The organism is Streptomyces sp. NPDC040410 (assembly GCF_055595715.1).
In genome coordinates this window covers 159,636-184,305 of record NZ_JBVIVK010000010.1, presented here as the reverse complement: position 1 = coordinate 184,305, position 24,670 = coordinate 159,636, and the positions used below count along the sequence as shown (strand labels likewise).

Below are 24,670 nucleotides of genomic sequence, written 5' to 3'. Positions count from 1 at the left end.
TCAGCTCACTCCCCCACCGAAGAGACCGGGACAGCGTGCGCGAACCCACCGTCCACCATCAGGTTCGCCACGGTCTCCAACTCCGGCGGAGAGCCCGCCAACCGGGACAGGAACACGTCGAAGTCGTCACCGCACGGCACCAACAGCCGCTGCACCCGCTCCGCGGGCGCCCAAGAGGGATCGACGTCCCGCGCATCGTCGTACGCGCAGAACCACACCGAACCGGTCCGCTCGCCCTTCACCTTCACCGCGAGCAACCCGCCCTGCACGAACCCCACACCCAGGTAGTCCTTGGTCAGATGGTCACGCAGACACTTGTTGACATACACCAGGTCGTTGACCGCGGCCTCGTCCCGCACCGTGAAGAACGGCTGGTCGATCAGCAGACCCAACTCCGCGTCCAGCGCCGTACCCACCGGCGCACACCCGCCCGCCGCCTTCAGGAACGACCGGTACGCTCCCGGCAACCGGTACCCGAGGTCCTCCTCGACCCCCTGCACCTGCGACTCCGTCACCGCCACACCCGACTTCGGCAGCCCGAAATGCGCCGGCCGCGTCTCCTGCAACGGCCGCGTACCCCGCTTGTTGTGATCGACGTTCGCCGTCGCCACCCCACCGTGATGCCGCAACAGCGCCTTCACCTCGACCGGAACCAGCTCCAGCCGCCTGCCGCCCGCCACGTGATGCCACGTCCAGCCGTGCGGCGTCGCCACCGACGACACCGTGTCCCACAACTCGTGCCCGCTCGCCGCCAACGCCGCGTTCGCCGACACGTAGTCCGTCAACCGCAACTCGTCGACCCCGAAACCCTCCGGCGGCTCGGCGATCTCCGCCACCGCACGCGCATAGGGCGAGAAGTCGGGGTGGCCACGCTCGTCCACCCGCACCCCCCTCGGATGACGGGCCGCACGGACCGGATCCGGGAAATGCACGACCTGCCCGGCATAGGCCGCGTTCGGCGGCGCGGCTTGCTGCCCGAGCCGACCTGTCGTCATGGCGGTTGCCCCCTGCGGCACTCTGTACGACCCGTAGCCACCGTCTCCGGCCACTACGCCCCGTAACGACTGTCTCGTCCGTCTCGACTTCCGTCTCGACCGTGTCTCCACCGTCTCGACCGTGTCCCCACGCGTTGATCGCGCTGACCGCATGGATCGCGGTGCCGACAGCCTATGCGGTACGACGACACCGGTCACCGGGCACCGGTCACCGCCCTTCCGCTTCCGTGACCAGCCGTCACCCCGCCGTGACAGCCCGCCCAACCCGGGCGTGTCGCGCCGCCCCAGCTTCCGCACCAGCCACGCCATTTGGCACTCTGTGACCTCCGAGGGATGCTCGGGAGGGGATGACGATCATGAACGCGACGGAGACGGGACCACAGACAGGCCCGCACAGAGACACGTCCGGCGACCCCCGCATCGGCTGGAGCAACACCCAAGCCCCGCAGACGCCCACCCTCCGTCACCGCCGCGACGGCATACTCCCCACCGTCGCCGCCGCCCTCTCCGTACGCGGCGCCACCCTCACCGGCACCGCCGCCCGCGGCGACCAGGCCCCACCGCTGCACCCCCTAGTCCAGGACTTCCTCGACAGACTCACCAGCGCCCAACGCGACCGCTTCACCGGCCGCTGCGCCGAAGCCATCCTCATCTCCCGCCACATCGCCACCGCCGACGCCGCCCGCAGCAAACGCTCCGCCCGCAGACCCATGACCAACGGCGAGGCCCGCAAAGCCCTCAGACAGGCCAAACTCACCGCCCGCCGCATCCGCGAGGACGGCGACCCCCTCCACGGCAGCTTCGCCACCCCCTGCCGCGCCTGCGCAGCCCTCATCGCCCACTTCGGCGTCCACGTCGTCGACCCGGCAGCGACAGAAGGCTGACCCCACCGCACAGCGCACCACTGCGGCCACCACCGCGCCCGCCCAGGCCCCGACGAACGAAGAGCAGATGCACCCCGACCGCTCCTCCACCACCCGCTTCCCCGGACCCGTCGACACCGCCCTGCGCGCCGCCGGCTGGCAACCCGGACGCTGGGACATAAAGCAGGCCGAATTCTGGGCCGACGCACTGCGCGAACACACCTCACCCGCCGGACACCGGCACACCGTCTTCCCCGCCGCAGTCGAAGCATGGGCCGAGTTCGGCGGACTCCACATCACCCCCACGGGCCCCGGCCGCCAGGTCGCCCCAGCCGCCCTTCACCTCGACCCCCTGCACGGCCTCCACCTGGCCCGCACCCTCGGCGACCTCGGCCGCGCCCTCGACACCGAGGTCTGCCCCCTCGGCACCGAAACCGACACCGAGGCACTCCTCGCCATCGACACCGAAGGCCGCGTCTACGCCCTCGACCACACCGGCGACTGGTACCTCGGCCCCCACATCGACCAAGCCCTCGCCGCACTCGTCTCCGGCACCGAACCCGTACGCCTCACAGCCGACTGAGCCCACCGAGCCCGGCAACAGAGCGCCTACGACGCCGGAATCACCGCCGACACGCGAAAACCACCCGCATCCGTCGGCCCCGACACGAACACCCCGCCCAACGCCACGACCCGCTCCTTCATCCCGAGCAGACCATTGCCCCCCGACGGCAACCGAGCGGCTGAAGCCGACGACACCTCCGGCGGCGGCTCGTTCTCCACCTGCATCGCGATCTCCGACACCCGATGCGCCAACCGCACATGCGTCTTCGCCCCCGCCGCATGCTTGTGCACGTTCGTCAACGCCTCCTGCACCACGCGATACGCGGTCTGCTCGATCTCGGCCGCATACCCCCGCTCATCACCCTCCACCGACAGATCCACGACCATCCCCGCCGCCGCCGACTGCCCGATCAACTCCTCCACATCCGACAGACCGGGCCCCTCCGCCTCGTCCACCACCCGCGAAGCAGAAGCGGCGGCCGCCGCGGCCGCCCCCACCGCCGCCAACGGCACCGCCGACCGCTCACGCCGGGGACCGTCCCCACTGCGCAGCACCCCGAGCATCTCCCGCAACTCGGTCAACGCCTGCCGCCCCATGTCACCCACGAGCACGGCGTTCTTCACCGCCTTCTCGGGATCCTTCCGAGCCACCGCCTGCAGGGCCGCCGCATGCACCACCATCAGGCTCACCCGGTGCGCCACCACGTCATGCATCTCCCGCGCGATCCGAGTCCGTTCCTCGTTCCGCGCCCACTCCGCCCGCTCCTCCGCCCGCTCCGCCAGCAGCTGCAACTCCCGCTCAAGACTGTCCGCCCGCTCCCGCAAGCTCTCCATCAGCCGCCGCCGGGCCCCCACATACAGACCGAGCAACAGCGGAGGCGCGGTCATCCCGACCGCGGTCGTGATCGCAGCGAACGGAACGAACCAGTCCCCCAGATCCAGATCCCCCCGCGCCATGTCCTGCCGCACCCGCACGAACATCACGATCAGCATCCCGACCAACGACATCCCGGCCAGCGATCCGATGATCCGGCGCGGCAACTCCGACGCCGCCAGCGTGTACAGGCCCACGATGCCCATCAGGTAGCCCATCTGGGCCGGAGTGATCGCAATCGACACCAGCACCACGGCGATCGGCCACTTCCGCCGGACCACCAGCACCGACCCGGCGAGCACACCGAAGGCCACCCCCACGGCCGCCGGAATCCCCGCGTCCTCCGCGAACCGGATCCCCTCGGCGCCGCACTCCAGCGCGGACACCACCGCAAGCCCGACGTCGAGCGCCGCGCTGCGCCACCTGCCCCACCACCACGGCCCTCCCCGGGCCGTCGCGCGCTCTTCCCCCGTCGTGGTCATGCCTCCAGCCTACGGGCGGCCGCCGCGCCTTTTCCGGTGGGTTTCCACGACTGGCCTACACCACAGTGCGTGATCGAACGGCGACGAAACCGACCGATATCCCTCGAACTGCCGAATCGCTCACCGTTCGACGCCGGAAGCGACGATTCCGCCCCGGACGGTATGCCCATGACACATCCACAGGACACGCACTTCGCGAGAACATCGGCGACACCCACCGCGGCCGCCCGGTGATCAAAGTCCTGAAGGGCGCCGACTTGTACCGTGCATCGAGGGCTCCTGGTACGGCATAGTGTTGGGTGCCGACTCGGCGATCTAACCGAATGTCCGGTTTAGTCGAGTTTCATCCCCCATGGTGTAATCAGGCAGCACTGAGGGTTTTGGTCCCTTAAGTTCAGGTTCGAATCCTGATGGGGGAGCTGCTTGCGTGTGGGCCCTGACATCACCGTCAGGGCCCACTCTCATGTCTCTCGCGAAACGCCCCGGTATCCTGCGGATGTCCACCCCCACCCCTCCACAGCCGAAGGGCAAACCCCGTGAGCGCCATTCGCCCGGCAGCCGTCGTCGTTCTCGCAGCGGGTGAGGGCACCCGTATGAAGTCGGCCACACCCAAGGTCCTGCATGAGATCTGTGGCCGTTCCCTGGTGGGTCACGTGCTCGCCGCCGCGCGTGAGTTGGAGCCGGAGAACCTGGTCGTCGTGGTCGGGCACGCCCGCGAGAAGGTCACCGCGCACCTCGCCGGGACCGACCCGCAGGTCCGTACCGCGGTGCAGGCGCAGCAGAACGGTACGGGGCACGCCGTGCGCATGGCGCTGGAGGAGCTGGGCGGGCCGGTCGACGGGACTGTGGTGGTCGTCTGTGGTGACACGCCGCTGCTGAGCGGTGAGACGTTGCGCGCTCTCGCCGCGACGCACTCCGCGGACGGCAACGCGGTGACCGTGCTGACGGCGGAGGTGCCGGACGCGACGGGGTACGGCCGTATCGTGCGGGATGGCGTGTCGGGGGCGGTGACGGCCATCGTGGAGCACAAGGACGCCTCCGAGGCGCAGCGCGCGATCGGTGAGATCAATTCCGGTGTGTTCGCGTTCGACGGGCAGTTGCTCGCGGATGCGCTCGGCAAGGTGCGGACGGACAACAGTCAGGGTGAGGAGTACCTGACGGACGTGCTCGGCATTCTGCGTGAGGCGGGTCACCGTGTGGGGGCGTCGGTGGCCGTCGATCATCGTGAGATCGCGGGGATCAACAACCGGGTGCAGCTGTCGGAGGCTCGCCGGATTCTCAATGACCGTCTGCTGACGGAGGCGATGCTCGCTGGTGTGACCGTGGTCGACCCGGCCACGACGTGGGTCGACGTCACGGTGACCTTCGAGCAGGACGCGCTCGTCCACCCGGGGACGCAGTTGCAGGGCACGACTCACCTCGGCGAGGGGTCCGAGGTGGGGCCGAACAGCCGGCTGAAGGACACGCGCGTGGGTGCGGGGGCCCGGGTGGACAACACGGTGTCGGACGGTGCCGAGGTCGGCCCGCGGGCGACCGTGGGGCCGTATGCCTATCTGCGGCCGGGTACGCGGCTGGGGCTGAAGTCGAAGATCGGTACGTACGTGGAGACGAAGAACGCGTCGATCGGTGAGGGGACGAAGGTCCCGCATCTCTCCTACGTCGGTGACGCGACGATCGGTGAGTACACGAACATCGGTGCCGCGAGCGTCTTCGTGAACTACGACGGGGAGAGCAAGCATCACACGACCGTCGGTTCGCACTGCAAGACGGGTTCGGACAACATGTTTGTGGCTCCTGTCACGGTCGGGGACGGCGCGTACACCGCTGCCGGGTCCGTGATCACGAAGGATGTGCCGCCCGGTTCGCTGGCCGTGGCCCGTGGCCAGCAACGGAATATCGAGGGTTGGGTGGCTCGTAAGCGTCCGGGGAGCGCGTCGGCGAAGGCGGCTGAGGCGGCTTCCCGGGAGGCGGAAGGCGAAGGCTGACCGGAAACAGGTGCGTCTGGGACGGCGTACCGTGATAAGTGCACACCCGCACCCCAGCTGAGACGGCTTTTCGTGCTGAGCGGAGATGTCCGTCTCGGCACCCAGCTGAGACACCTCTGAGGAGACAGTGCTGTGACCGGGATCAAGACGACCGGCGAGAAGAAGATGATGTTCTTCTCCGGCCGCGCCCACCCCGAGCTTGCCGAGGAGGTCGCCCACCAGCTGGGTGTCGGGGTTGTCCCGACGAAGGCCTTCGACTTCGCCAATGGCGAGATCTACGTTCGGTACCAGGAGTCTGCGCGTGGTGCGGACTGCTTCCTGATTCAGAGCCACACGGCTCCGATCAACAAGTGGATCATGGAGCAGTTGATCATGATCGACGCGCTGAAGCGTGCGTCGGCTCGCTCCATCACGGTGATCGTGCCGTTCTACGGTTACGCGCGGCAGGACAAGAAGCACCGTGGCCGTGAACCGATTTCGGCGCGTCTGATCGCGGATCTGATGAAGACGGCGGGTGCGGACCGCATCCTGACGGTGGACCTGCACACGGACCAGATCCAGGGTTTCTTCGACGGTCCGGTGGATCACCTCTTCGCGCTGCCGCTGCTCGCGGACTATGTGGGCAGCAAGGTGGACCGCGCCAAACTGACGGTCGTCTCCCCGGACGCGGGCCGGGTGCGGGTGGCGGACCGCTGGTGTGACCGTCTGGGTGCGCCGCTGGCGATCGTGCACAAGCGGCGTGACAAGGACGTGGCGAACCAGGTGACCGTCCACGAGGTCGTGGGTGAGGTCAAGGGCCGGGTGTGTGTGCTCGTCGACGACATGATCGACACGGGCGGCACGATCTGTGCGGCGGCCGACGCGCTGTTCGCCCATGGTGCGGAGGACGTCATCGTGACGGCGACGCACGGTGTGCTGTCGGGTCCGGCCGCGGATCGTCTGAAGAATTCGAAGGTCAGTGAGTTCGTGTTCACGAACACGCTGCCGACTCCGGGTGAGTTGGAACTGGACAAGATCACGGTGCTGTCGATCGCGCCGACGATCGCGAGTGCGGTGCGTGAGGTGTTCGAGGACGGCTCGGTGACGAGCCTGTTCGACGAGCAGTAACGATCACGCAGTAACGATCGCTCAGCAGAGAAGATCGATTTCGGGTACGGCCTCCCCTCCGAGTACGCTGTTGCAGTTGCTCGGCGAGGGAGGCCGTACCGCTTCGTAAGGGGCTGTACGGCGGTCCGTTATCGACGCGCTCTTCGTAGCAGGCCGATGTGTGGCCGGGTGACCACTTTCCCCTACGTCTACGAGGAGTGAAGAGCATGTCCGAGGTGAAGCTCACCGCTGAGACGCGTACCGAGTTCGGCAAGGGTGCGGCCCGTCGTATCCGTCGTGCCAGCAAGGTTCCCGGTGTTCTGTACGGCCACGGTTCGGACCCGCTGCACCTGACGCTTCCGGGCCACGACCTGCTGCTGGCGCTGCGTACGCCGAACGTCCTGATCTCCCTGGACATCGACGGCAAGCAGAGCGAGCTGGCGATCCCGAAGTCCGTGCAGCGTGACCCGATCAAGGGTTTCCTGGAGCACGTGGACCTCCAGCTGGTCAAGCGTGGCGAGAAGGTCACGGTCGAGATCCCGGTGCACGCCGAGGGCGAGCTGGCCGCGGGTGGCAACCTGCTGGAGCACGTGCTGAACGCGCTGCCGGTCGAGGCCGAGGCCACGCACATCCCCGAGGCCGTCACGGTGTCCGTGGAGGGTCTGGAGGCCGGTGCCTCGATCCTCGCCAAGGACATCACGCTGCCGAAGGGCACCACGCTGGCCGTCGACGAGGACGCCGTCGTCCTGCAGGTCCTGGCCGCGCAGGCGGAGGAGGCCCCGGAGGGCGAGGAGACCGAGGGCGAAGAGGCCGTCGCCGAGGCCTGATCCTCACCGTCGTCGTTTTGCCGGCCGCTGTTCCCTTGGGGGGCAGCGGCCGGCGCGTATCAAGGAGACATGGACGTGACGACCGATGCCAACGCGCCCTGGCTGATCGTGGGGCTGGGCAATCCGGGGCCCGAGTACGCGGGCAACCGGCACAATGTCGGCTTCATGGTGGCCGATCTGCTGGCGGAGCGGACCGGGGGCAGGTTCAAGCGGGCGGGCAAGGCGCAGGCGCAGGTCGTGGAGGGGCGGATCGGTCCGCCGGGGCCGGCGAACCGGCGGGTGATCCTGGCGAAGCCGATGTCGTACATGAATCTGTCGGGCGGGCCGGTGAACGCGCTCCGGGACTTCTACAAGGTGCCGGTGGCGAACATCGTGGCGGTGCATGACGAGCTGGACATCGACTACGGGGTGCTGCGTCTCAAGCTGGGCGGTGGGGACAACGGGCACAACGGTCTGAAGTCGATGACGAAGGCGATGGGGTCGGACTATCACCGGGTGCGGTTCGGGATCGGGCGGCCGCCGGGGCGTATGCCGGTCGCGGATTTCGTGCTGAAGGACTTCTCGTCGGCTGAGCGCAAGGAGCTGGACTACTTCGTGGACCGGGCGGCGGATGCGGTGGAGTGTCTGGTGATCGATGGGCTGGAGCGGGCGCAGGGCACGTACAACTCCTGACTTGTCCGGCCATGGCACCCACCGGAGTTGACCGGGTGCGCAGCCATGGCCAAGGATCGCCGCCATGCCTTCTGCGGTCTCCTCCAGTCAGGGTGCGCACGCCGTGCTGCGGTTCGGGCGGTTGGCGGCGATGGGTACGGTCGCCGTGCTGATCCTGATCGCGGGTGTGTGGGCGTCCTGGGGGACGGCGCAGCACGTGATGCTGACCAAGGGCCGGGAGAGCGGCACGATCTCGGTGACGCGCTGTGGTGCGGACACCTGTTCCGGTCCTTTCACGCCGGTGTCCCCGGGGGCGGAGGCCCGGGAGCGGGTCGTGATCGAGAAGACGGTCGCGGTGAAGAAGGGGCAGACGTACACGGTCGTGGTGAAGCCGGGCAGCGATGACGTGGTCCGCTCGGGTCCGGCCGGGGTCCTGTACTCGTGGGTGCCGATGGGCGGTGCCCTGTTGCTGGCTTCCGTCGTGGTTGCGGGCGGGCTGCGGCGGACGCGGGTCGCGTGGGTCATGGCGGGGGCCGGGGTCCTGCTGCTCACGACTGCTTTTGCAGTGCTCTGACCCCAACTGGGCGGATTCCACGGGTGTGGAGAGTCTGTTCGTTCCCTGTTCGTGATTGACCCGGGGTCAGGTGTAGCTGGAAGCTGAGCCGCACCCTCCACATCTTCCCGTTTCGCATCTCGAAGATGGACTGCCCCATGCGTACCCTCAATCGCGCCGGTGTGCTGACCGCCGTCGCTACGGCGGCGCTGCTCGCCGCTCCCTCCGCGCACGCGACCGCTCCCGGCGACAACGGCACCGTGAAGATCCACGACGCCACCACCGGCGAGGAGTTGCGCCGCAACGAGCCGCACGTGTGCACCTTCTACCTCGACGCCTTCGGTTTCGACGGTGTCCAGGAGGTCGACTGGCACATCGAGGCCTGGGCCCCGACGGCCGACGAGAAGGGCGAGACCGTGAAGTCCGGCGAGATCACGCTGGATGGCGACGGTCACGGCCGGACGGAGGACCTGTCGCTGCCCGACGGGCACTACAAGCTGTTCTGGAACTTCGAGGGCGAGAAGGGCGCCGCCAAGCACAAGGTGTTCTGGACGGACTGCGAGGACGAGGAGGGTCCCGGGACGGGCTCCACGCCGAGTTCCTCGGCCTCGCCGAGCGCGTCGGCCTCCGCCTCCGCCTCGCCCTCCACGTCCCCGTCGCCTTCCTCCGCGCCCTCCGGGTCCGCTGCTCCGTCGTCGTCTCCCACGGCGGGGGGTGGCGGTGGTGACCTGGCCGAGACCGGCAACGGTGCCCCGGTCGGGCTGCTGTCGGGCGTGGCGGCCGCGCTGGTGGCCGCGGGCGGTTACCTGGTGGTCCGGCGGCGCCGGGCCTGACGCGGACCTCACACACACGACGGGTGCCCCCGAGCTTCGTAGGAAGCTCGGGGGCACCCGTCGTGTGCGGGGCCGTCAGCCGGTGTTGCGCAAGCCGGCCGCCACACCGTTGACCGTCAGCAGCAGTGCGCGGGCGAGCAGCGGGTCGGGTTCTGCGCCGGCGGCGGCCGCGTCGCGCTGGCGCCTGAGCAGCGTCACCTGGAGGTAGGAGATGGGGTCGAGGTAGGCGTCGCGGATGGCGAACGTCTGCTTGAGCACCGGTGTGGCGTCGAGGAGTTCCTTCTCCCCCGTCACCTTCAGGACCTCGCGGACGGTGAGTTCGTGTTCGGCCCGGATGGTGTCGAAGACGTGCTTGAGGTCGTCGGGGACGAGCGTGTCGACGTAGTGGGCGGCGATCCGCAGGTCGGTCTTGGCGAGGGTCATCTCGACGTTGGAGATGAAGTTGCGGAAGAAGTGCCAGTGTTCGTGCATCTCGTCGAGCACGGTGTCCAGGCCCGCCTCGCGCAGTGCCTTGAGTCCGGAGCCGACGCCGAACCAGCCGGGCACGATCTGCCGGGACTGGGTCCAGCCGAAGACCCAGGGGATGGCGCGCAGGCCGTCGAGGCCGGCGCCGGAGTCGGGGCGGCGGGAGGGCCGGGAGCCGAGGTGCAGGTCGGCCAGCTGGTCGACGGGGGTGGCGGCGAAGAAGTACGCGGGGAGGTCGGGGTCCTCGACGAGCTTGCGGTAGGCGGCGTGGGCGGCGTCGGAGACGACGTCCATCGCGGCGTCCCAGCGGGCCAGGGCCTCCACGGACTGCCGGGGGGAGGTGTGCAGGGCGGAGGCCTGGAGGGTCGCGGCGACCGTGAGTTCCAGGTTCTCCCGGGCGAGCGAGGGCACGAGGTACTTGTCGGAGATGACCTCGCCCTGCTCGGTGACCTTGATCTCGCCTTCGAGGGTGCCCCAGGGCTGGGCGAGGATCGCGTCGTGGGAGGGGCCGCCGCCGCGGCCGACGGTGCCGCCGCGGCCGTGGAACAGCCGCAGCCGGACGCCGTAGCGGTGGGCGACGTCGCGCAGGCGCCGCTGGGCGCGGTGGATCTCCCACTGCGAGGTGGTGATGCCGCCGAACTTGGAGGAGTCGGAGTAGCCGAGCATGACCTCCTGGACGTCCCCGCGCAGCGCCACCAGACGGCGGTACGACGGGTCGGAGAGCATGTCCTCCAGGATCGTGTCGGCGGCCTTGAGCTCGTCGGTGGTCTCCAGCAGCGGCACGATGCCGATCTTCGCCCAGCCGGCGTGCAGGTCGATCAGGCCGGCCTCGCGGGCGAGGACTGCGGCGGCGAACACGTCGTCCGCGCCCTGGCACATCGAGATGATGTACGACTCGATGACCTCGGGTCCGAAGATCTCCAGGGCCCGCTTGACGGTCTGGAAGACGCCGAGGGTCTTCTCGCCGGCCGCGTCCACGGGCGCCGGGGTCGGGCCGAGGGGACGGCGGGAGCGCAGCTCCTTGGCGAGGAGCTTGCCGCGGTACTCGCGGGGCATGTCGGCGTAGCGCCAGGACTCCTCGCCGAGCCGGTCGAAGAGCTGGCCGAGGGCGTGGTGGTGGGCGTCGGCGTGTTCGCGGACGTCCATGGTGGCGAGCTGGAGGCCGAAGGCGGCCAGGGTGCGGATGATGCGGTCCATGCGGCCGTCGGCGAACAGCCCGCCCCGGTGCTCCCTGAGGGAGGTCTGGACGAGGGTCAGGTCGTGCAGGAGCTCGGAGGTGCCGAGGAAGTCGCGGCCGGGCTCGTGGGGGGTGCCCTTGGCGAGGCGCTGCTTGGTGTTCTCGAGCTTCTGCCGGATGCAGGTGGCCTTGAGGCGGTAGGGCTCCTCGGCGTTCAGCCGCTTGTAGCGGGGGCTGATCTCGGGGAGGCGGTCCAGGTCGGTGCGCAGCGATTCGAGGAGCTCCTCGGTGGCCCCGGTGTACCTGATCGAGTTGGACAGGAAGCCGCGCAGCTCGTCGATCATCTCCAGGGCGTCGTTGATGCCGTGCTCGTGCTGGAGGATGAGGACGTCCCAGGTGACCTGGGGGGTGACGTTGGGGTTGCCGTCGCGGTCGCCGCCGATCCAGGTGCCGAAGGTGAGCGGGCGGGTGTCGTCGGGGAGCCGGACGCCGACGCGCTCGAGTTCCGCGGTCAGGTCCTCCAGGACGTCACCGACGGCGCCGGCGTGCAGTTCGTCCAGGTAGTAGATCGCGTTGCGGGCCTCGTCGGCCGGTTCCGGGCGTACGACGCGCAGCTCGTCGGTCTGCCACACGAGGTCGATGTTCTCGGCGAGACGGGTGTCGTGGCGGCGGCGGTCGGCCTCGATGACAGGGGTCTCCAGGAGCGTGGCGATGCGCCGGAGCTTGTTGAGGACGGAGCGGCGTGCGGCCTCGGTGGGGTGGGCCGTGAACACCGGACGGACGTTGAGGTTCTTGACCGCCTCGCGCAGGTGCTCGGGGTCGGCGTCCTTGAGCCGGTCGGCGGTGCGGGAGAGCAGGCCGCCCTCGGCGGCGCGGCGGGCGCGCAGTTCGCGGCCGCGGTGGACCTGCTCGGTGACGTTGGCGAGGTGGAAGTAGGTGGAGAAGGCGCGGACCAGCTTGGCCGCGGTGTCCAGTTCGGTGCCGCGCAGCAGCTCGGCGGCGGCTTCACCGTCCTCGCGGGTGAGGCGGCGGACCTTCTCGACGAGTTCGAGCAGCTCGGGGCCTTCCTGGCGGACGAGGGTCTCGCCGAGGAGGTCGCCCAGCCGACGGATGTCGGCGCGCAGCTCGCTGCTGGTCGTCGTGGTCTGGTCGTCGGCACTGCTCACAGGTGCGGCTCCTTGCAGTGTTGAAGCTCGTCCGGGAGGGAACTCGGACGGCCCCGGTCGCGGCGGGTGCCGCATACGGGACGGACATCCGGGAAGAAATCAGAGCGGACCGCGCTGTCCGACCGACTCCAAGGATAGGTGTCCATGCGGACGCGCAGACTCACGGGCTCTTGCCGCCGGGCGGCGCACTGCCATACTTACGACGCCGTAGGTTACGGAACCGTAGGAAGCTGGGCACGGTTCCGGCTGACCGGCACCTGTCTCGACCCTCGACCCCACAGGGGACGCCCATGACCACGAGCTCCGATGTGATCGACGACGCCCCGAAGGCGACCGACGGCACGGCGCTGCCCTCCGCGACGCTCGGCGGGGAGCAGAAGCGGTCTCTCGAACAGATCACGCTTCTCCTCTTCATCACCGTCCCGTTCCTCGCGCTGCTGGCGGCGGTGCCGCTGGCGTGGGGCTGGGGGGTGAGCTGGCTGGATCTCGGCCTGCTGGTCTTCTTCTACTACCTGGGCTGCCACGGCATCACGATCGGTTTCCACCGCTACTTCACCCACGGTTCCTTCAAGGCCAAGCGGCCGCTGCGGATCGCGCTCGCGATCATGGGTTCGCTGGCCGTCGAGGGCCCCTTGGTCCGCTGGGTCGCGGACCACCGCAAGCACCACAAGTTCTCGGACGCGGAGGGCGACCCGCACTCTCCGTGGCGTTTCGGCGAGACGGTTCCGGCGCTGATGAAGGGCCTGTGGTGGGCGCACATCGGCTGGATGTTCGACGAGGAGCAGACGCCGCAGGACAAGTACGCGCCGGATCTGATCAAGGACCCGGCGATCCGGGCGATCTCCCGGCAGTTCATCCTGTGGACGGTGCTCTCCCTGGCCCTGCCGCCGCTGATCGGCGGCCTGGTGACGATGTCCTGGTGGGGCGCGTTCACCGGCTTCTTCTGGGGCTCGCTGGTCCGGGTGGCGCTGCTGCACCACGTGACGTGGTCGATCAACTCGATCTGTCACGCGGTCGGCAAGCGGCCGTTCAAGTCCCGGGACCGCTCGGGCAACGTGTGGTGGCTGGCGGTCCTTTCCTGCGGTGAGTCCTGGCACAACCTGCACCACGCCGACCCGACGTCGGCGCGGCACGGGGTGGAGCGGGGCCAGTTGGACTCCTCGGCCCGCATCATCCGCTGGTTCGAACAGCTCGGCTGGGCGTACGACGTGCGCTGGCCGTCACGCTCGCGTATCGATTCCCGCCGGAACACCGGTGAGGACGGCTCCCGGCGCAAGAGGGAGACCGCCGAGGCGGCATGATGGACGCCGTGGCGACCGACTCCAGCAGCACTCCGAGCAATGAGAAGCCGCGGCGGGCGCGTCGCACTCGAATGACCGGCGCCGAGCGCCGCCAGCAACTGCTGGAGATCGGTCGTACCCTCTTCGCCGCCAAGGGGTTCGAGGGCACGTCGGTGGAGGAGATCGCGGCGAAGGCCGGGGTGTCCAAGCCGGTTGTGTACGAGCACTTCGGCGGCAAGGAGGGGCTGTACGCGGTGGTCGTGGACCGCGAGATGCGGCGCCTGCTGGACATGGTGACCAGTTCCCTGACGGCGGGACATCCCCGTGAGCTGTGCGAGCAGGCGGCCTTCGCGCTTCTTGACTACATCGAGGAGTACACGGACGGTTTCCGCATCCTGGTCCGTGACTCCCCCATCCCCCAGTCGACGGGTTCCTTCGCGTCGCTGATCTCGGACATCGCGACGCAGGTGGAGGACATTCTGGGCCGGGAGTTCAAGAACCGCGGCTTTGACTCCAAGCTGGCGCCGCTGTATGCCCAGGCGCTGGTGGGGATGGTCGCGCTGACCGGTCAGTGGTGGCTGGACGTACGCCGCCCGAAGAAGGCGGAGGTGGCGGCGCACCTGGTGAACCTGGCGTGGCACGGCCTGGACGGGCTGGAGCCGAAGCCGCGGCTGATCGGGCACCGCAAGAGCTGACGCCTGCGGCACGGCGGACGTACGGCCACGAACAGCCGACGGACCCCCGCCTCCCGTCAGGGGTTCCGTCCGGGGTTCCGCGTCCGTCAGTGCCGGAAGATGTCCTTCATCTTCTCCTTCGCCTGGCGTGCGTCACCCTTCGACTGACCGCCGCGGCCCTCGGCCTCCATCTTCTCGTTGCCCACGGCGCGGCCCGCCGCCTCCTTGGCCTTGCCCTTGACCTGTTCCTTCTTCGCCTTGGCCTTCTGCTCTCGTGCCACCGTCCATCACTCCCAGTCACGTCGGACCTCGGTGTCACTGGAGCAGGTAACCCTCAGCGCGCCGCCCAAACACCGGCCTCCGGCTCCAGGAACTCCAATCGGTTGCCCACAGGGTCCTCGGAGTAGAAACGCTTGTGGCCCGGCAGGCCGTCGTCCCACATGACCGTCGCTCCCTGCGCCTGCAGCCTGGCCGCATACGCCTCGATGCCCGTCACCCGCAGCCCCGGGTGGGCCCTCGTCGCGGGGCGGAAGTCCGTCTCGGTTCCCAGGTGCAGTTGCACGGTCGCGGCCTGGAACCAGCAGCCCTCGCGCGCGGCCAGAGCCGGTGGCTTGAGGATCTCGGTCATGCCGAGGGTGTCGGCGTAGTACGCCCGCAGCCGTTTCTCGGTGCCGGCTGGGGCGGCGAGCCGGACGTGGTCGACCGCGGTGAGCATCACGCCGCCTTGCGGGCCACGGCGAACAGGCGCCGGAAGGGCAGGACGGTGCCGTACGCGGCGCTCGGGTAGGCCGTGCGCAGCAGGTCGCGGTACTCGGTGACGAAGGCGTCGCGGGCCTCGGGGTCGTTGGCGAGGGCGGTGAGGACGGGGCGCAGGCCGGTGCCCTTGACCCAGTCGAGGACGGGGTCCTCGCCCGGCAGGACGTGGAGATACGTCGTCTCCCACACATCCGTCTCGCAGCCGAGCCGGGCAAGCCGGTCGAGGTAGACGGCGGGGGCGTGCACGGAGTCCACGGGGCGCAGCACGTCGCCGAGGCGGGACTTCCAGCGCGGGGTGGCGGCGAGCTCGCGCATCAGGGCGTGCAGGGGCGCGTCGATGTTGTTCGGGACCTGGAAGGCGAAGGTGCCGCAGGGGGCGAGGCCGTCGAGCCAGACCGGGAGGGCGTCCAGGTGGCCCGGAACCCAGTGCAGCGCGGCGTTGGAGACGATCAGGTCGTACGTCTCCGTCGGCGTCCAGGTACGCAGGTCGGCGTGGGCGAAGTCGAGGCGGCCGCCGCCCGGCGTGGGTCCGGCGTGGTCGACGTCGGCCTTGTCGAGCATCGCGCGCGAGTTGTCGTATCCGGTGATGCGGGCCGTGGGCCAGCGTTCGGCGAGGACGGCGGTGAGGTTGCCGGGGCCGCAGCCGAGGTCGGTGATGCGGGGCGGGTCGCCGGGCAGGCCGGGGACGCGCGCGAGGAGGTCGGCGAAGGGCCGGGCGCGGTGGCCGGCGTGGCGGAGGTACTGGGCGGGGTCCCAGGTCGGAGTCGTCATGCCTCTCACCTTCCTCGCATATTTATCTCGACGTCAAGAGACTTAACATCAAGAGACTTCACATCGACACAACCACTACACTGATCGCCATGGAGGACGAGGTCGATCGGCTGGTCGCAGCGTGGCGCCGGGAGCGCCCGGACCTCGACGTGGAACCACTCGAAGTGCTCAGCCGGGTCAGCAGACTGGCCCGGCACCTGGACCGCGCACGGCGGCTGGCGTTCGCCGAGCACAGCCTGGAGCCCTGGGAGTTCGACGTGCTGACGGCGCTCAGGCGTGCCGGAACGCCGTACCAGCTCTCGCCGGGACAACTGCTGACGCAGACCCTGGTCACCTCGGGCACGATGACGAACCGCATCGACCGCCTGGCGAAGAAGGGCCTGGTGGAACGGCTGCCCGATCCGAGCGACCGGCGAGGTGTGCTGGTCCGCCTGACGGCAGAGGGCCAGGACCGGGCGGACCAGGCCCTCGCCGGCCTCCTCGACCAGGAGCGGGCGATCCTCGCGGAACTCTCCCGAGCCCAGCGCGGCGAACTGGCGGGCCTCCTACGCCAGCTGACCGCTCCGTTCGACAACATCCCCGGCTGAGGGCCTGCCGGGCGGATCACGCCGGAGACGCGGGGTGATCAGGCGCTGTTGGTTTCCTCCTGCCTGATCCGCCCGCCAGGCCCCGCATCAACAGGCCCCACCCCGGCCCGGCGCGCGAGCGCCACGGCCGCGAGGGTGGAGTGGACGCCCAGTTTGCCGAGAACGTTCTGCATGTGGGTGCGGACGGTGTGCGGGGAGAGGAACAGCCGTTCGGCGACGGCCTTCCTGCCCAGCCCGGCGACCATGCAGCGCAGCACTTCCCGCTCCCGCGGGGTCAGCGACTCCACCAGCCGTTCGCTCTCGGTGCGGTGTTTGCGGGCGGCCGTCAGCTCGCGCAGGACCCCGGTGAGCAGGGCGGGCGGCAGGTGGGTCTCATCGCGCAGCACCCCTCGGATGACGGTGAGCAGCCGGGACAGCGAGCAGTCCTTGGCCACCCAGCCGGAGGCGCCGGCCTGCAGGGCGAGCGCGGCCCGCCGCGGATCGTCCTTCTCGGCGAGCACGACGATCCGGACGGCCGGCTGAGCGGTGCGGACGCCGGCCACGAGGGAGATCCCGTCGACGAGTCCGTCCTCGTTGCCCTCCTGAACGGGCACGGCGGGCCGGATGCCGGGCAGGTTGCCGCCCAGATCGGCGTCGACGAGCAGCACGTCGTACCGGCGCCCCTCGGCGACCGCCCGTTCCAGACTGCGCAGCGCGGCGGAGCCGCTGCCGGCCGCGGAGACGTCCACGTCGGGCTCGGCCGCCAGGGCGGCGGCGAGCGACTCGGCGAAGATGCGATGGTCGTCGACGACCAGAACTCGGATGCGAACCACGAAACCCCCTTCCCCAAGCTCCTGAAGAGCAGGGGATACCCCAAGGTTCGGAGAACGATTCTTTGGTGCGGATACGGCGCCCGGGGATCGCACCACCGCACGGCCGCCGCCGTGCAGAAACTGCTCCCCCCACTGCGGGCGCCGTACCCGACTGTCTCGCCCCCTGATCAGCACCGGCCCCCACCGGTGCTGTTCATCAGGGTAAGGCCGGGCGCCTGGAGGGGAAGGTAATTTGCAGAACTGACTGTCCGGCACGTTTATGGTGAGCCGCATGTTTCGTATGGAGACAGAAGTCGACAAAGAACGGCGCGATCTTCTCCGGGTCCGGCTGCGGGACACCAACACGGCGGCCTCCCCGATCCTGCGTGCCCTGCGCGGCACACCCGGCGAGCGCGAGGACGCGCTCCACGTCTGGGCCGTGGACGAGGCGGACGCCCTGGCGGGCGGTCTCGTCGGCCACACCTGGACGACCTGGCTGCATGTCACGTACCTGTGGGTCGACGAACGCCACCGGGGCTCGGGCCTCGGCTCCCGGCTCCTGTCGGAGGCGGAACGCATCGCGTCGAAGGAGCGGGGCTGCGCCGCCGTACGCCTGGAGACGTGGGACTTCCAGGCGCCGGTGTTCTACGAGAAGCAGGGGTACGAAGTGGTGTGCGTGATCCCCGACTATCCGCCGGGGATCACGGAGTACACCCTGACGAAGCGGCTCAGCTGAGCCTGCGCGCCCCCGCCGACGCCACCGCCTCGAACACCCGGGGCGCGGTGAAGCCGGCCGCGGCGAAGGCCTCCTCGACCGCCTTCGTGATCGTGTCCACGTCGGGCGCCTCCGCGAGCACGATCGCCGAGCCGCCGAAGCCGCCGCCCGTCATGCGGGCGCCGAGGGCGCCGGCGGCCAGCGCCGTGTCGACGACCAGGTCCAGCTCCGGGCAGGAGATGCGGAAGTCGTCGCGCAGCGACGCGTGGCCCTCGACCAGGACCGGGCCGATCGCCCGTGTCTCGCCCGCCTTCAGCAGGGACACGACCCGTTCCACCCGCTCGTCCTCCGTGACGACGTGGCGGACCAGGCGGCGGACCTCCTCCTCGTCGCCCAGGCGGTCCAGCGTCGCGTCCAGGCCGGTGTGGGGGAGGTCGCGCAGCGCGTCGACGCCGAGCAGGGCGGCGCCCTTCTCGCAGCCGGCGCGGCGCTTGCCGTACTCGCCGCCGGTGTGGGCGTGCTTGACCTGGGTGTCGACGACCAGCAGCCGCATGCCCTCGGCGGCCAGGTCGAAGGGGATCTGCTGCTGGGACAGGTCGCGGGTGTCGAGGAACAGCGCGTGGCCGGCCTGGCAGCAGGCCGATGCCGCCTGGTCCATGATCCCGGTGGGGGCGCCGACGTAGACGTTCTCGGCGCGCCGGCACAGGCGGGCCAGCTGCCGGCCCTTCAGGCCGAGGCCGAACAGGTCGCCCAGGGCCAGGGCGACGACGACCTCCAGGGCCGCCGACGAGGACAGGCCCGCGCCCGCCGGGACCGTCGACGTCAGGTGGATGTCCGCGCCGCTCACCGCGTGGCCCGCCTCGCGCAGCGCCCACACCACGCCCGCCGGGTACGCCGTCCACTTCCGGTCCGATTCGGGGGCCAGGCCGTCGAGGCGCAGCTCCACGACACCGGAGGCGATGTCCGCCGAGTGCAGCCGCAGGATCCCGTCCTCGCGCCGTGCCACCGCGGCGACCGTGACGTGCGGCAGCGCGAACGGCATGACGAAGCCGTCGTTGTAGTCGGTGTGCTCGCCGATCAGGTTGACCCGGCCGGGCGCCGCCCACACGCCGTCCGGATCGGCCCCGTACAGCTCCTTGAACCGCTCGGCGACAGCCCCCGCGACAGCCTCGCTCATGCCCTGGTCCTGACCCTTCCCTGCGTTCTGGCCTAGGCGCGCCGCTGCGCGAATTCCCAGGCGTCCCGGACGATCCCGGCGAGGTCCGTGCGGGACGGGTTCCAGCCCAGCTTCTCGCGGGCCGCCGCGGCCGACGCGACCAGCACCGCCGGGTCGCCGCCCCGGCGGGGGGCGATCACCTCGGGGATCGGGTGCCCGGTGACCCGGCGGACCGTCTCGATGACCTCGCGGACGGAGAAGCCGCTGCCGTTGCCGAGGTTGCAGATCAGGTGCTCTCCCGGCTGCACCGCCTTCAGTGCCAGCAGATGGGCCTCGGCCAGGTCCGCGACGTGGATGTAGTCGCGGACGCAGGTGCCGTCCGGCGTCGGGTAGTCGTCGCCGTAGACGGAGATCGCGTCCCGCCTGCCCTGCGCGACCTGGAGCACCAGCGGGATCAGGTGCGACTCGGGGTCGTGGCGTTCGCCGTACGCCCCGTACGCGCCTGCCACGTTGAAGTAGCGCAGGGAGACCGCGCCCAGGCCGTGGGCGGCCGCCTCGCCCGTGATCATGTGGTCGACGGCGAGCTTGGAGGCGCCGTACGGGTTGGTGGGAACCGTCTCGGCCGACTCGACGATCGGCACCTCCTTCGGCTCGCCGTACGTGGCGGCCGTGGAGGAGAACACCAGCGTGCGCACGCCCGCCTCGCGCATGGCGGCGAGCAGTGCCATCGTGCCGCCGACGTTGTTCTCCCAGTACTTCTCGGGCCGTACGACCGACTCGCCGACCTGGGAGGAGGCGGCGAAGTGGAGGACGGCGTCGTAGGAAGAATCCAGCCATTTGGCGGCGTCTCGGATGTCGCCCTCGATGAAGACGGCCCCGGCCGGCACGCCCTCGCGGAAGCCGGTCGTGAGGTTGTCGAGGACGGTGACGTCGTGGCCGGCCTCCAGCAGATGCCGGGCGACCACACTGCCGACGTACCCCGCGCCGCCGGTGACCAGGTACTTACCGCTCATGAACTCGCTACCTCTCGCAGTCGCTCGGCCGCGCGCTCCGGCGGCACGTCGTTGATGAACACGCTCATGCCGGACTCGGAACCCGCGAGGAACTTCAGCTTGCCGGAGGTTCGGCGGATGGTGAAAAGTTCGAGGTGCAGCGCGAAGTCGTCGCGGTGGACGCCCTCGAACTGCTCCAGCGTCCCGAACGGGGCCTGGTGCCAGGCCGCGATGTAGGGCGTGGGCGGTTCACCTCCCCCGAACAGCCGGTCGAAGCGCCTCAACAGTTCCAGATACACCTTGGGGAACTCTGTGCGCTCCTCCTCGTCGAGCCCGAGCAGGTCGGACACGCGGCGCTTGGGGTACAGGTGGACCTCGTACGGCCAGTGCGCCGCGTACGGCACGAAGGCGACCCAGTGTTCGCCTTCGAGGACGACCCGCTCATCGGCGAGTTCACGCTCCAGGACTGCGTCGAAGAGGTTCTCGCCTCCGGTGGCCTCCTTGTGGGCCGCCGCCGACCGCAACATCAGCGCGGTGCGCGGAGCGGTGAAGGGGTAGGCGTAGATCTGGCCGTGCGGGTGACCCAGTGTCACACCGATCTCGGCGCCCCGGTTCTCGAAACAGAACACCTGCTCCACGGAGGGGAGATGCGACAGCTCCGACGTACGGTCCGTCCACGCGTCGAGGACCAGGCGCGCCTGGTCCTCGGCCAGGTCGGCGAATGACGCGTTGTGGTCGGAGGTGAAACAGACGACCTCGCAGCGGCCCGAGTCGCCGGCCAGCGACGGGAAGCGGTTCTCGAACACCACCACGTCGTACGAGGAGTCCGGGATCTCGCTCAGTCTCTCGCCCTGCGAGGGGCACAGCGGGCACTCGTCGGCCGACGGAAGGTACGTGCGGCCCTGGCGGTGCGAGGCGATCGCCACGGCGTCGCCGAGCAGCACGTCATGGCGCACCTCCGAAGTGGTGACCGTGCGCTCCGGGGGGCGCCGGTCCACCGGGTCCCGCCCCGAGTCGTCGCGCAGGTCGTAGTAGATGAGCTCACGACCGTCGGCCAAGCGGGTCGAGGTCTTCCTCACCGCGACTCTCCATCCGTGCACCAAGCAAGACACTCAACAGAACCGAACACATCAAAGCACAATCCACCACACGGATAGGTCCATCGTGATCAAACAAAGAACACCAAGGCAGGTGAAGGCTGCATCACAAACCACCGCATAGCAGACCACCCTCTCGCAGCCGGGCTCCGCCGCGATCCTGGTCGCCGGCGTGACCCGTACGCCCTCGCGATCGTCGTCGAACCGCTGCGGCCGGGGACGACGCGTGGTACCGCAAGCAGGCGCTGCTGGGCTGGGGTGATTCTGGCCGCCGCCGGCTACATCCCGTTCTCGCTCTGACCGCGGGAGGATTGGGACACCGTGTCCGAGCACTCCGAGCACCCCGGATATTCCGGGTATTCCGGTTATTCCGGGAAGGACGTCCAGCGGGAAGTCTCCGAGCTGGAGAGCGAGTCCACGACCGCCGGGCGCCGGGCGCCTAGACTTCCAGCTCCGGGGGTGAGTGGGGTACCGGGCCAGCCCTGTCCAGCAAGCCCGTTCGTGCTGCCAGGGCCGCTGCTTCCAGGCGGGAGCCCACACCCAGTTTCATCAGGACCCGCTGGACATGGGTGCGGGCCGTGGACGGGGCGATGTTCATGCCGGCGGCTATCAGGCGTGTGTCCTCGCCGTCGGCGACCCGGACCAGGACCTCGACCTCCCTCGGGGTGAGCATCTGGAGCAGGCGCTGTCCCTCGTCGTCGGGCTGGGCCGCCGGATTGAGCAGTTCACTGAAGGCGCCCTGCAGAAGCCCGGGCGCCACGGCCGCCTCACCGGCCCTCGCCTTCATGATCGCCCGCTCGACTCCCTCGATGCGCTCGTCGTGGCGCACATAGCCGGAGGCCCCCGCCGCGAAGGCCGCGGCTATGCCCCGCGGGCTCGGTACGGGCCCCAGGACCAGGACCGCGACCTGCGGCCGTTCCCGCTTGATCTTCACCACCGGGTCGAACATTCCCGGCTCGGCCGGGGTCCCCGTCCCCAGCAGGCACACCTCCGGTGCCCTGCTGATCACCAGTTCCGCCGCGCCCGCGGCGGGCGCCGCCGCGGCGAGCACCCGGTGCCCCCGCAGCTTCAGCGCCGAGGCCAGCGCCTCGGCGAGCAGTCGGTGGTCGTCGACCACCATGAGCCGCGCTCCCATCGAGCAACCCCCCAGTCCCCCCAATGGATCCCCATGGATGCCCCACTATGGGTGCCCACTGGTTCCCACGGACAGAAGCCCCCTCCCGGCTCCCCCGCACTTCATGCCCCCGGAAGCTACACGCTTGTTCGACGTTGCGCTCCCCCTACTGGTGAGAAGTGCCCCGGATCGACGGAAATTCTGGGTTTCCCCGCATTACGAGGGTGATGCGCGGTACGCGCACGGCCCCGCCCCTGAGCAGGGGCGGGGCCGTGCTGCTGGGCCTGGCGCGGTCAGCTCGCGCCGAACGCGATCGCCAGGTACTCCTTGTCGTTCGTGCTGGTCAGCGAACTGGCGAACACGTCGGACATGTACAGGTGCCCCTGGGAGTACAGGATCTCGGAGTAGTCCGGGGTCATCCGGGTCTCCACGTCACGCACCGATTCGGTCGACGGGTTCTCAAGGAGCTCGGTCACCTTGAACGAGCCGCCGTCGATGCTCACGATCTGGCCGCCCTTGTCATAGGGCGGGCGCTTGTAGGCGATGATGTCGGTCCCGTCCATGCGCAGCGGGGAGATCGTGTAGTCGTCGCCCGCGTCGGCGCGCTGGCCGGTCGGCTTGCCGGTGGCCAGGTCGAAGGCGACGATCTCGTTGGTCTGGCTGTAGTCGCCGCCGCCGTCGTGCTCCTCGGTCGGCAGGTAGAGCCGGTCGTTGCCGACCGCGATCCCGTGGCACTCCTCGATCTTGGTGATGCCGTCGCAGGTGGCCGCGTACATGTCGCTGGGCGCCGCGATGCGCATGCGCAGCTTTCCGGTCTTGTTGTCGATGGAGAAGAAGTCCGAGATGCCGCTGCCGTCCTTCGCGGCCTCGCCGACGTCGGCGGCCACGACCAGCGGGTCGGTGGACACCACGCTGGCGTACTTGATGCCGGTCGCCATCTTGTAGTCGGAGATCACCTTCCCGGACGTGGGGTCGATGGTCTGGATGTGCAACTCGCGGTCGTCGTACGCCCCGCACTTGCGTACCGCGACCAGCTTCGGGCCGCCGCCGTACCCGGCGTCGTAGCAGGAGTCGGACGGCTTCGGGGCCCACAGTGCCTTGCCGGTGTCGATGTCGAAGGCGCCGCCGCCGCTGGTGCTGCCCACGGCGACCGTGTTCGCGCTGACCGTCACGTTGTCCAAGCTGATCGGCTGGTCACCGGAGTTGACGGTCTTGGTCCACAGCTTCTTGCCCGCGTCGAGGTCGATCGCCGCGACCTGGCTGCACCCGTGCGAGGGCTCGGCCTTGGTCGGCATGGCGGGCTGGTAGGTGATGGCCGTCCTGTTGTCGTCGGTCATGTGGTTGCTGCCCTGGCAGACCGGGCCGGGGAGCTTGATCGTCCACAGCTTGGTGCCCTTGTCGGGGTCGTAGCCGACGATCTCGGCGATGCCGCTCTTGGCGTACACCTCGTCGGTGAGCCAGGAGCCGACCACCGAGACGGTGGAGTTCTTGCCGACCTCGGGTGCCGGGACCTGGAAGAGGACCTTGGAGGCGGTGTTGGCGGGCACCTTCTCGACAGGCTTGGTGGAGGCGGTGCCTGCGTTGCCGCCGTCCTTGCCGGTGTCGTTCTTGCCGTCCGTGCCGCCGGTGCCGCCACTGGAGCTCGCGGTGTCGTCCTTTCCGGGCTTGCCGTCGTCACCGGACGAGGACGCGTACCAGACACCGCCGGCGATGATCAGCGCGATCACCGCGACCGCCGCCACGATGATCGTCAGCTGCGCGTTGAACTTCCGCCCGCCGCCTGCCGCCTGGCCCGCCTGCGGGTGCAGCGGCATGGTCGGCTGCGGGTAGCCGTAGCCGGGCTGTGGCTGCTGGCCGGGGTAGCCCTGGCCGGGCGCCTGCTGCGGATAGCCGTACCCGGGCTGCGGCTGCGGGGGCTGGGGTGCCTGCGGGTAGCCGTAGCCGGGCTGTGGCTGCGGGGGCTGGGGTGCCTGCGGGTAGCCGTAGCCGGGCTGTGGCTGCGGAGGCTGCGGCGGCTGCTGCTGACCCGGCGGTGCGGGCGGTGCGGGCGGTGCGGGCGTCTGCGGGGCCTGGGGCGCGCCGAAACCGCCCTGCTGCTGCGGGGGCTGGTCCTGCGGCGGACCGAAGCCGCCCTGCTGCGGGGGCTGGTGGGACGGCGGAGGCGGCGGCTGGGTCATGACGTGAATACCTCAAAGGCGGGGGCTGCGGGGACGAGG

At 69.7% G+C, this 24,670-nt stretch carries 24 protein-coding genes; 12 read left to right on the top strand and 12 right to left on the bottom strand.

The window, feature by feature from the left end; genetic code table 11:
* Positions 1-5: 5 nt before the first annotated feature.
* Entirely contained in the window at positions 6-995 is a 990-nt protein-coding gene (locus ACZ562_RS21215) for an SMI1/KNR4 family protein (RefSeq protein ID WP_471181288.1), read from the bottom strand.
* A gap of 347 nt (positions 996-1,342) precedes the next feature.
* Here ACZ562_RS21215 and ACZ562_RS21210 point away from each other — a divergent pair, with 347 nt between their 5' ends.
* A complete protein-coding gene (locus ACZ562_RS21210; RefSeq protein WP_471181286.1) occupies positions 1,343-1,879 on the top strand; it encodes a YwqJ-related putative deaminase in 537 nt (178 codons plus the stop codon).
* 67 nt (positions 1,880-1,946) lie between these two features.
* On the top strand, positions 1,947-2,441 hold the full coding sequence (locus ACZ562_RS21205) for an SUKH-3 domain-containing protein (protein ID WP_471181283.1): 495 nt from the start codon (positions 1,947-1,949) through the stop codon (positions 2,439-2,441).
* 26 nt (positions 2,442-2,467) lie between these two features.
* Here the strand turns inward: ACZ562_RS21205 and ACZ562_RS21200 are convergent, their stop codons facing one another.
* Positions 2,468-3,778 carry a sensor histidine kinase gene (locus tag ACZ562_RS21200; protein ID WP_471181280.1) on the bottom strand — a complete coding sequence of 437 codons (1,311 nt, stop codon included), beginning with the start codon at positions 3,776-3,778 and terminating at the stop codon, positions 2,468-2,470.
* A gap of 536 nt (positions 3,779-4,314) precedes the next feature.
* Here ACZ562_RS21200 and glmU point away from each other — a divergent pair.
* The 6 genes from glmU (at position 4,315) to ACZ562_RS21170 (ending at position 9,713) form a co-directional block, all read left to right on the top strand.
* On the top strand, positions 4,315-5,763 hold the full coding sequence (gene glmU / locus ACZ562_RS21195) for a bifunctional UDP-N-acetylglucosamine diphosphorylase/glucosamine-1-phosphate N-acetyltransferase GlmU (RefSeq protein ID WP_471181277.1): 1,449 nt from the start codon (positions 4,315-4,317) through the stop codon (positions 5,761-5,763).
* A gap of 132 nt (positions 5,764-5,895) precedes the next feature.
* Entirely contained in the window at positions 5,896-6,870 is a 975-nt protein-coding gene (locus tag ACZ562_RS21190) for a ribose-phosphate diphosphokinase (RefSeq protein ID WP_471181274.1), read from the top strand.
* A gap of 206 nt (positions 6,871-7,076) precedes the next feature.
* Positions 7,077-7,676, top strand: coding sequence for a 50S ribosomal protein L25/general stress protein Ctc (locus tag ACZ562_RS21185; protein ID WP_471181271.1), 600 nt, complete (start codon positions 7,077-7,079; stop codon positions 7,674-7,676).
* 69 nt (positions 7,677-7,745) lie between these two features.
* Positions 7,746-8,348 carry an aminoacyl-tRNA hydrolase gene (gene pth, locus ACZ562_RS21180; RefSeq protein ID WP_471181268.1) on the top strand — a complete coding sequence of 201 codons (603 nt, stop codon included), beginning with the start codon at positions 7,746-7,748 and terminating at the stop codon, positions 8,346-8,348.
* 64 nt (positions 8,349-8,412) lie between these two features.
* Positions 8,413-8,901, top strand: a complete 489-nt coding sequence (locus ACZ562_RS21175; protein WP_471181265.1) for a hypothetical protein — start codon at positions 8,413-8,415, stop codon at positions 8,899-8,901.
* A gap of 137 nt (positions 8,902-9,038) precedes the next feature.
* Complete coding sequence (locus tag ACZ562_RS21170; RefSeq protein ID WP_471181262.1) at positions 9,039-9,713, top strand: LPXTG cell wall anchor domain-containing protein; 675 nt, start codon at positions 9,039-9,041, stop codon at positions 9,711-9,713.
* Positions 9,714-9,788: 75 nt separating this feature from the next.
* On the opposite strand, the gene ppc is transcribed toward ACZ562_RS21170, so the two are convergent.
* A complete protein-coding gene (ppc, locus tag ACZ562_RS21165) occupies positions 9,789-12,521 on the bottom strand; it encodes a phosphoenolpyruvate carboxylase (protein WP_471181260.1) in 2,733 nt (910 codons plus the stop codon).
* Positions 12,522-12,811: 290 nt separating this feature from the next.
* On the opposite strand from ppc, the gene ACZ562_RS21160 reads away from it, so the two are divergent.
* Together ACZ562_RS21160 and ACZ562_RS21155 are read left to right on the top strand one after the other, a co-directional pair.
* Positions 12,812-13,822: an acyl-CoA desaturase gene (locus ACZ562_RS21160; RefSeq protein ID WP_471181257.1), complete on the top strand. Its 1,011-nt coding sequence runs from the start codon at positions 12,812-12,814 to the stop codon at positions 13,820-13,822.
* The gene (locus tag ACZ562_RS21155) at positions 13,819-14,496 is read left to right on the top strand and encodes a TetR/AcrR family transcriptional regulator (RefSeq protein WP_471181255.1); all 678 of its coding nucleotides are present in this window, start codon (positions 13,819-13,821) and stop codon (positions 14,494-14,496) included. The genes ACZ562_RS21160 and ACZ562_RS21155 overlap by 4 nt, the downstream gene beginning before the upstream one ends.
* A gap of 86 nt (positions 14,497-14,582) precedes the next feature.
* On the opposite strand, the gene ACZ562_RS21150 is transcribed toward ACZ562_RS21155, so the two are convergent.
* Genes ACZ562_RS21150 through ACZ562_RS21140 form a run of 3 tightly spaced genes read right to left on the bottom strand, consistent with a single transcriptional unit; the run spans position 14,583 to position 16,002 of the window.
* Entirely contained in the window at positions 14,583-14,756 is a 174-nt protein-coding gene (locus ACZ562_RS21150) for a CsbD family protein (RefSeq protein ID WP_471181252.1), read from the bottom strand.
* A 53-nt stretch (positions 14,757-14,809) separates the two neighbouring features.
* Positions 14,810-15,190, bottom strand: coding sequence for a VOC family protein (locus tag ACZ562_RS21145; RefSeq protein ID WP_471181250.1), 381 nt, complete (start codon positions 15,188-15,190; stop codon positions 14,810-14,812).
* Positions 15,190-16,002, bottom strand: coding sequence for a trans-aconitate 2-methyltransferase (locus ACZ562_RS21140; protein ID WP_471181248.1), 813 nt, complete (start codon positions 16,000-16,002; stop codon positions 15,190-15,192). Before ACZ562_RS21140 ends, ACZ562_RS21145 begins: the two co-directional genes overlap by 1 nt.
* An 89-nt stretch (positions 16,003-16,091) precedes the next feature.
* Here ACZ562_RS21140 and tamR point away from each other — a divergent pair, with 89 nt between their 5' ends.
* On the top strand, positions 16,092-16,589 hold the full coding sequence (tamR, locus tag ACZ562_RS21135) for a MarR family transcriptional regulator TamR (protein WP_401672269.1): 498 nt from the start codon (positions 16,092-16,094) through the stop codon (positions 16,587-16,589).
* Positions 16,590-16,627: 38 nt separating this feature from the next.
* Here the strand turns inward: tamR and ACZ562_RS21130 are convergent, their stop codons facing one another.
* Complete coding sequence (locus ACZ562_RS21130) at positions 16,628-17,401, bottom strand: LuxR C-terminal-related transcriptional regulator (protein WP_471181245.1); 774 nt, start codon at positions 17,399-17,401, stop codon at positions 16,628-16,630.
* 259 nt (positions 17,402-17,660) lie between these two features.
* Between ACZ562_RS21130 and ACZ562_RS21125 the strand changes: the two genes are divergently transcribed.
* Positions 17,661-18,116: a GNAT family N-acetyltransferase gene (locus ACZ562_RS21125; protein WP_471181243.1), complete on the top strand. Its 456-nt coding sequence runs from the start codon at positions 17,661-17,663 to the stop codon at positions 18,114-18,116.
* Here the strand turns inward: ACZ562_RS21125 and galK are convergent.
* The 5 genes from galK to ACZ562_RS21100 form a co-directional block, all read right to left on the bottom strand.
* A complete protein-coding gene (gene galK, locus ACZ562_RS21120; protein WP_471181241.1) occupies positions 18,109-19,272 on the bottom strand; it encodes a galactokinase in 1,164 nt (387 codons plus the stop codon). The two genes, ACZ562_RS21125 and galK, sit on opposite strands and share 8 nt — an antisense overlap.
* 32 nt (positions 19,273-19,304) lie before the next feature.
* Entirely contained in the window at positions 19,305-20,264 is a 960-nt protein-coding gene (gene galE / locus ACZ562_RS21115; RefSeq protein ID WP_471181238.1) for a UDP-glucose 4-epimerase GalE, read from the bottom strand.
* Positions 20,261-21,322, bottom strand: a complete 1,062-nt coding sequence (galT, locus tag ACZ562_RS21110) for a galactose-1-phosphate uridylyltransferase (protein WP_471181236.1) — start codon at positions 21,320-21,322, stop codon at positions 20,261-20,263. The genes galE and galT overlap by 4 nt, the downstream gene beginning before the upstream one ends.
* A gap of 457 nt (positions 21,323-21,779) precedes the next feature.
* Entirely contained in the window at positions 21,780-22,475 is a 696-nt protein-coding gene (locus tag ACZ562_RS21105; protein ID WP_471181233.1) for a helix-turn-helix transcriptional regulator, read from the bottom strand.
* A gap of 272 nt (positions 22,476-22,747) precedes the next feature.
* Positions 22,748-24,631, bottom strand: coding sequence for an outer membrane protein assembly factor BamB family protein (locus ACZ562_RS21100; RefSeq protein WP_471181231.1), 1,884 nt, complete (start codon positions 24,629-24,631; stop codon positions 22,748-22,750).
* Between the last annotated feature and the right edge of the window lie 39 nt (positions 24,632-24,670).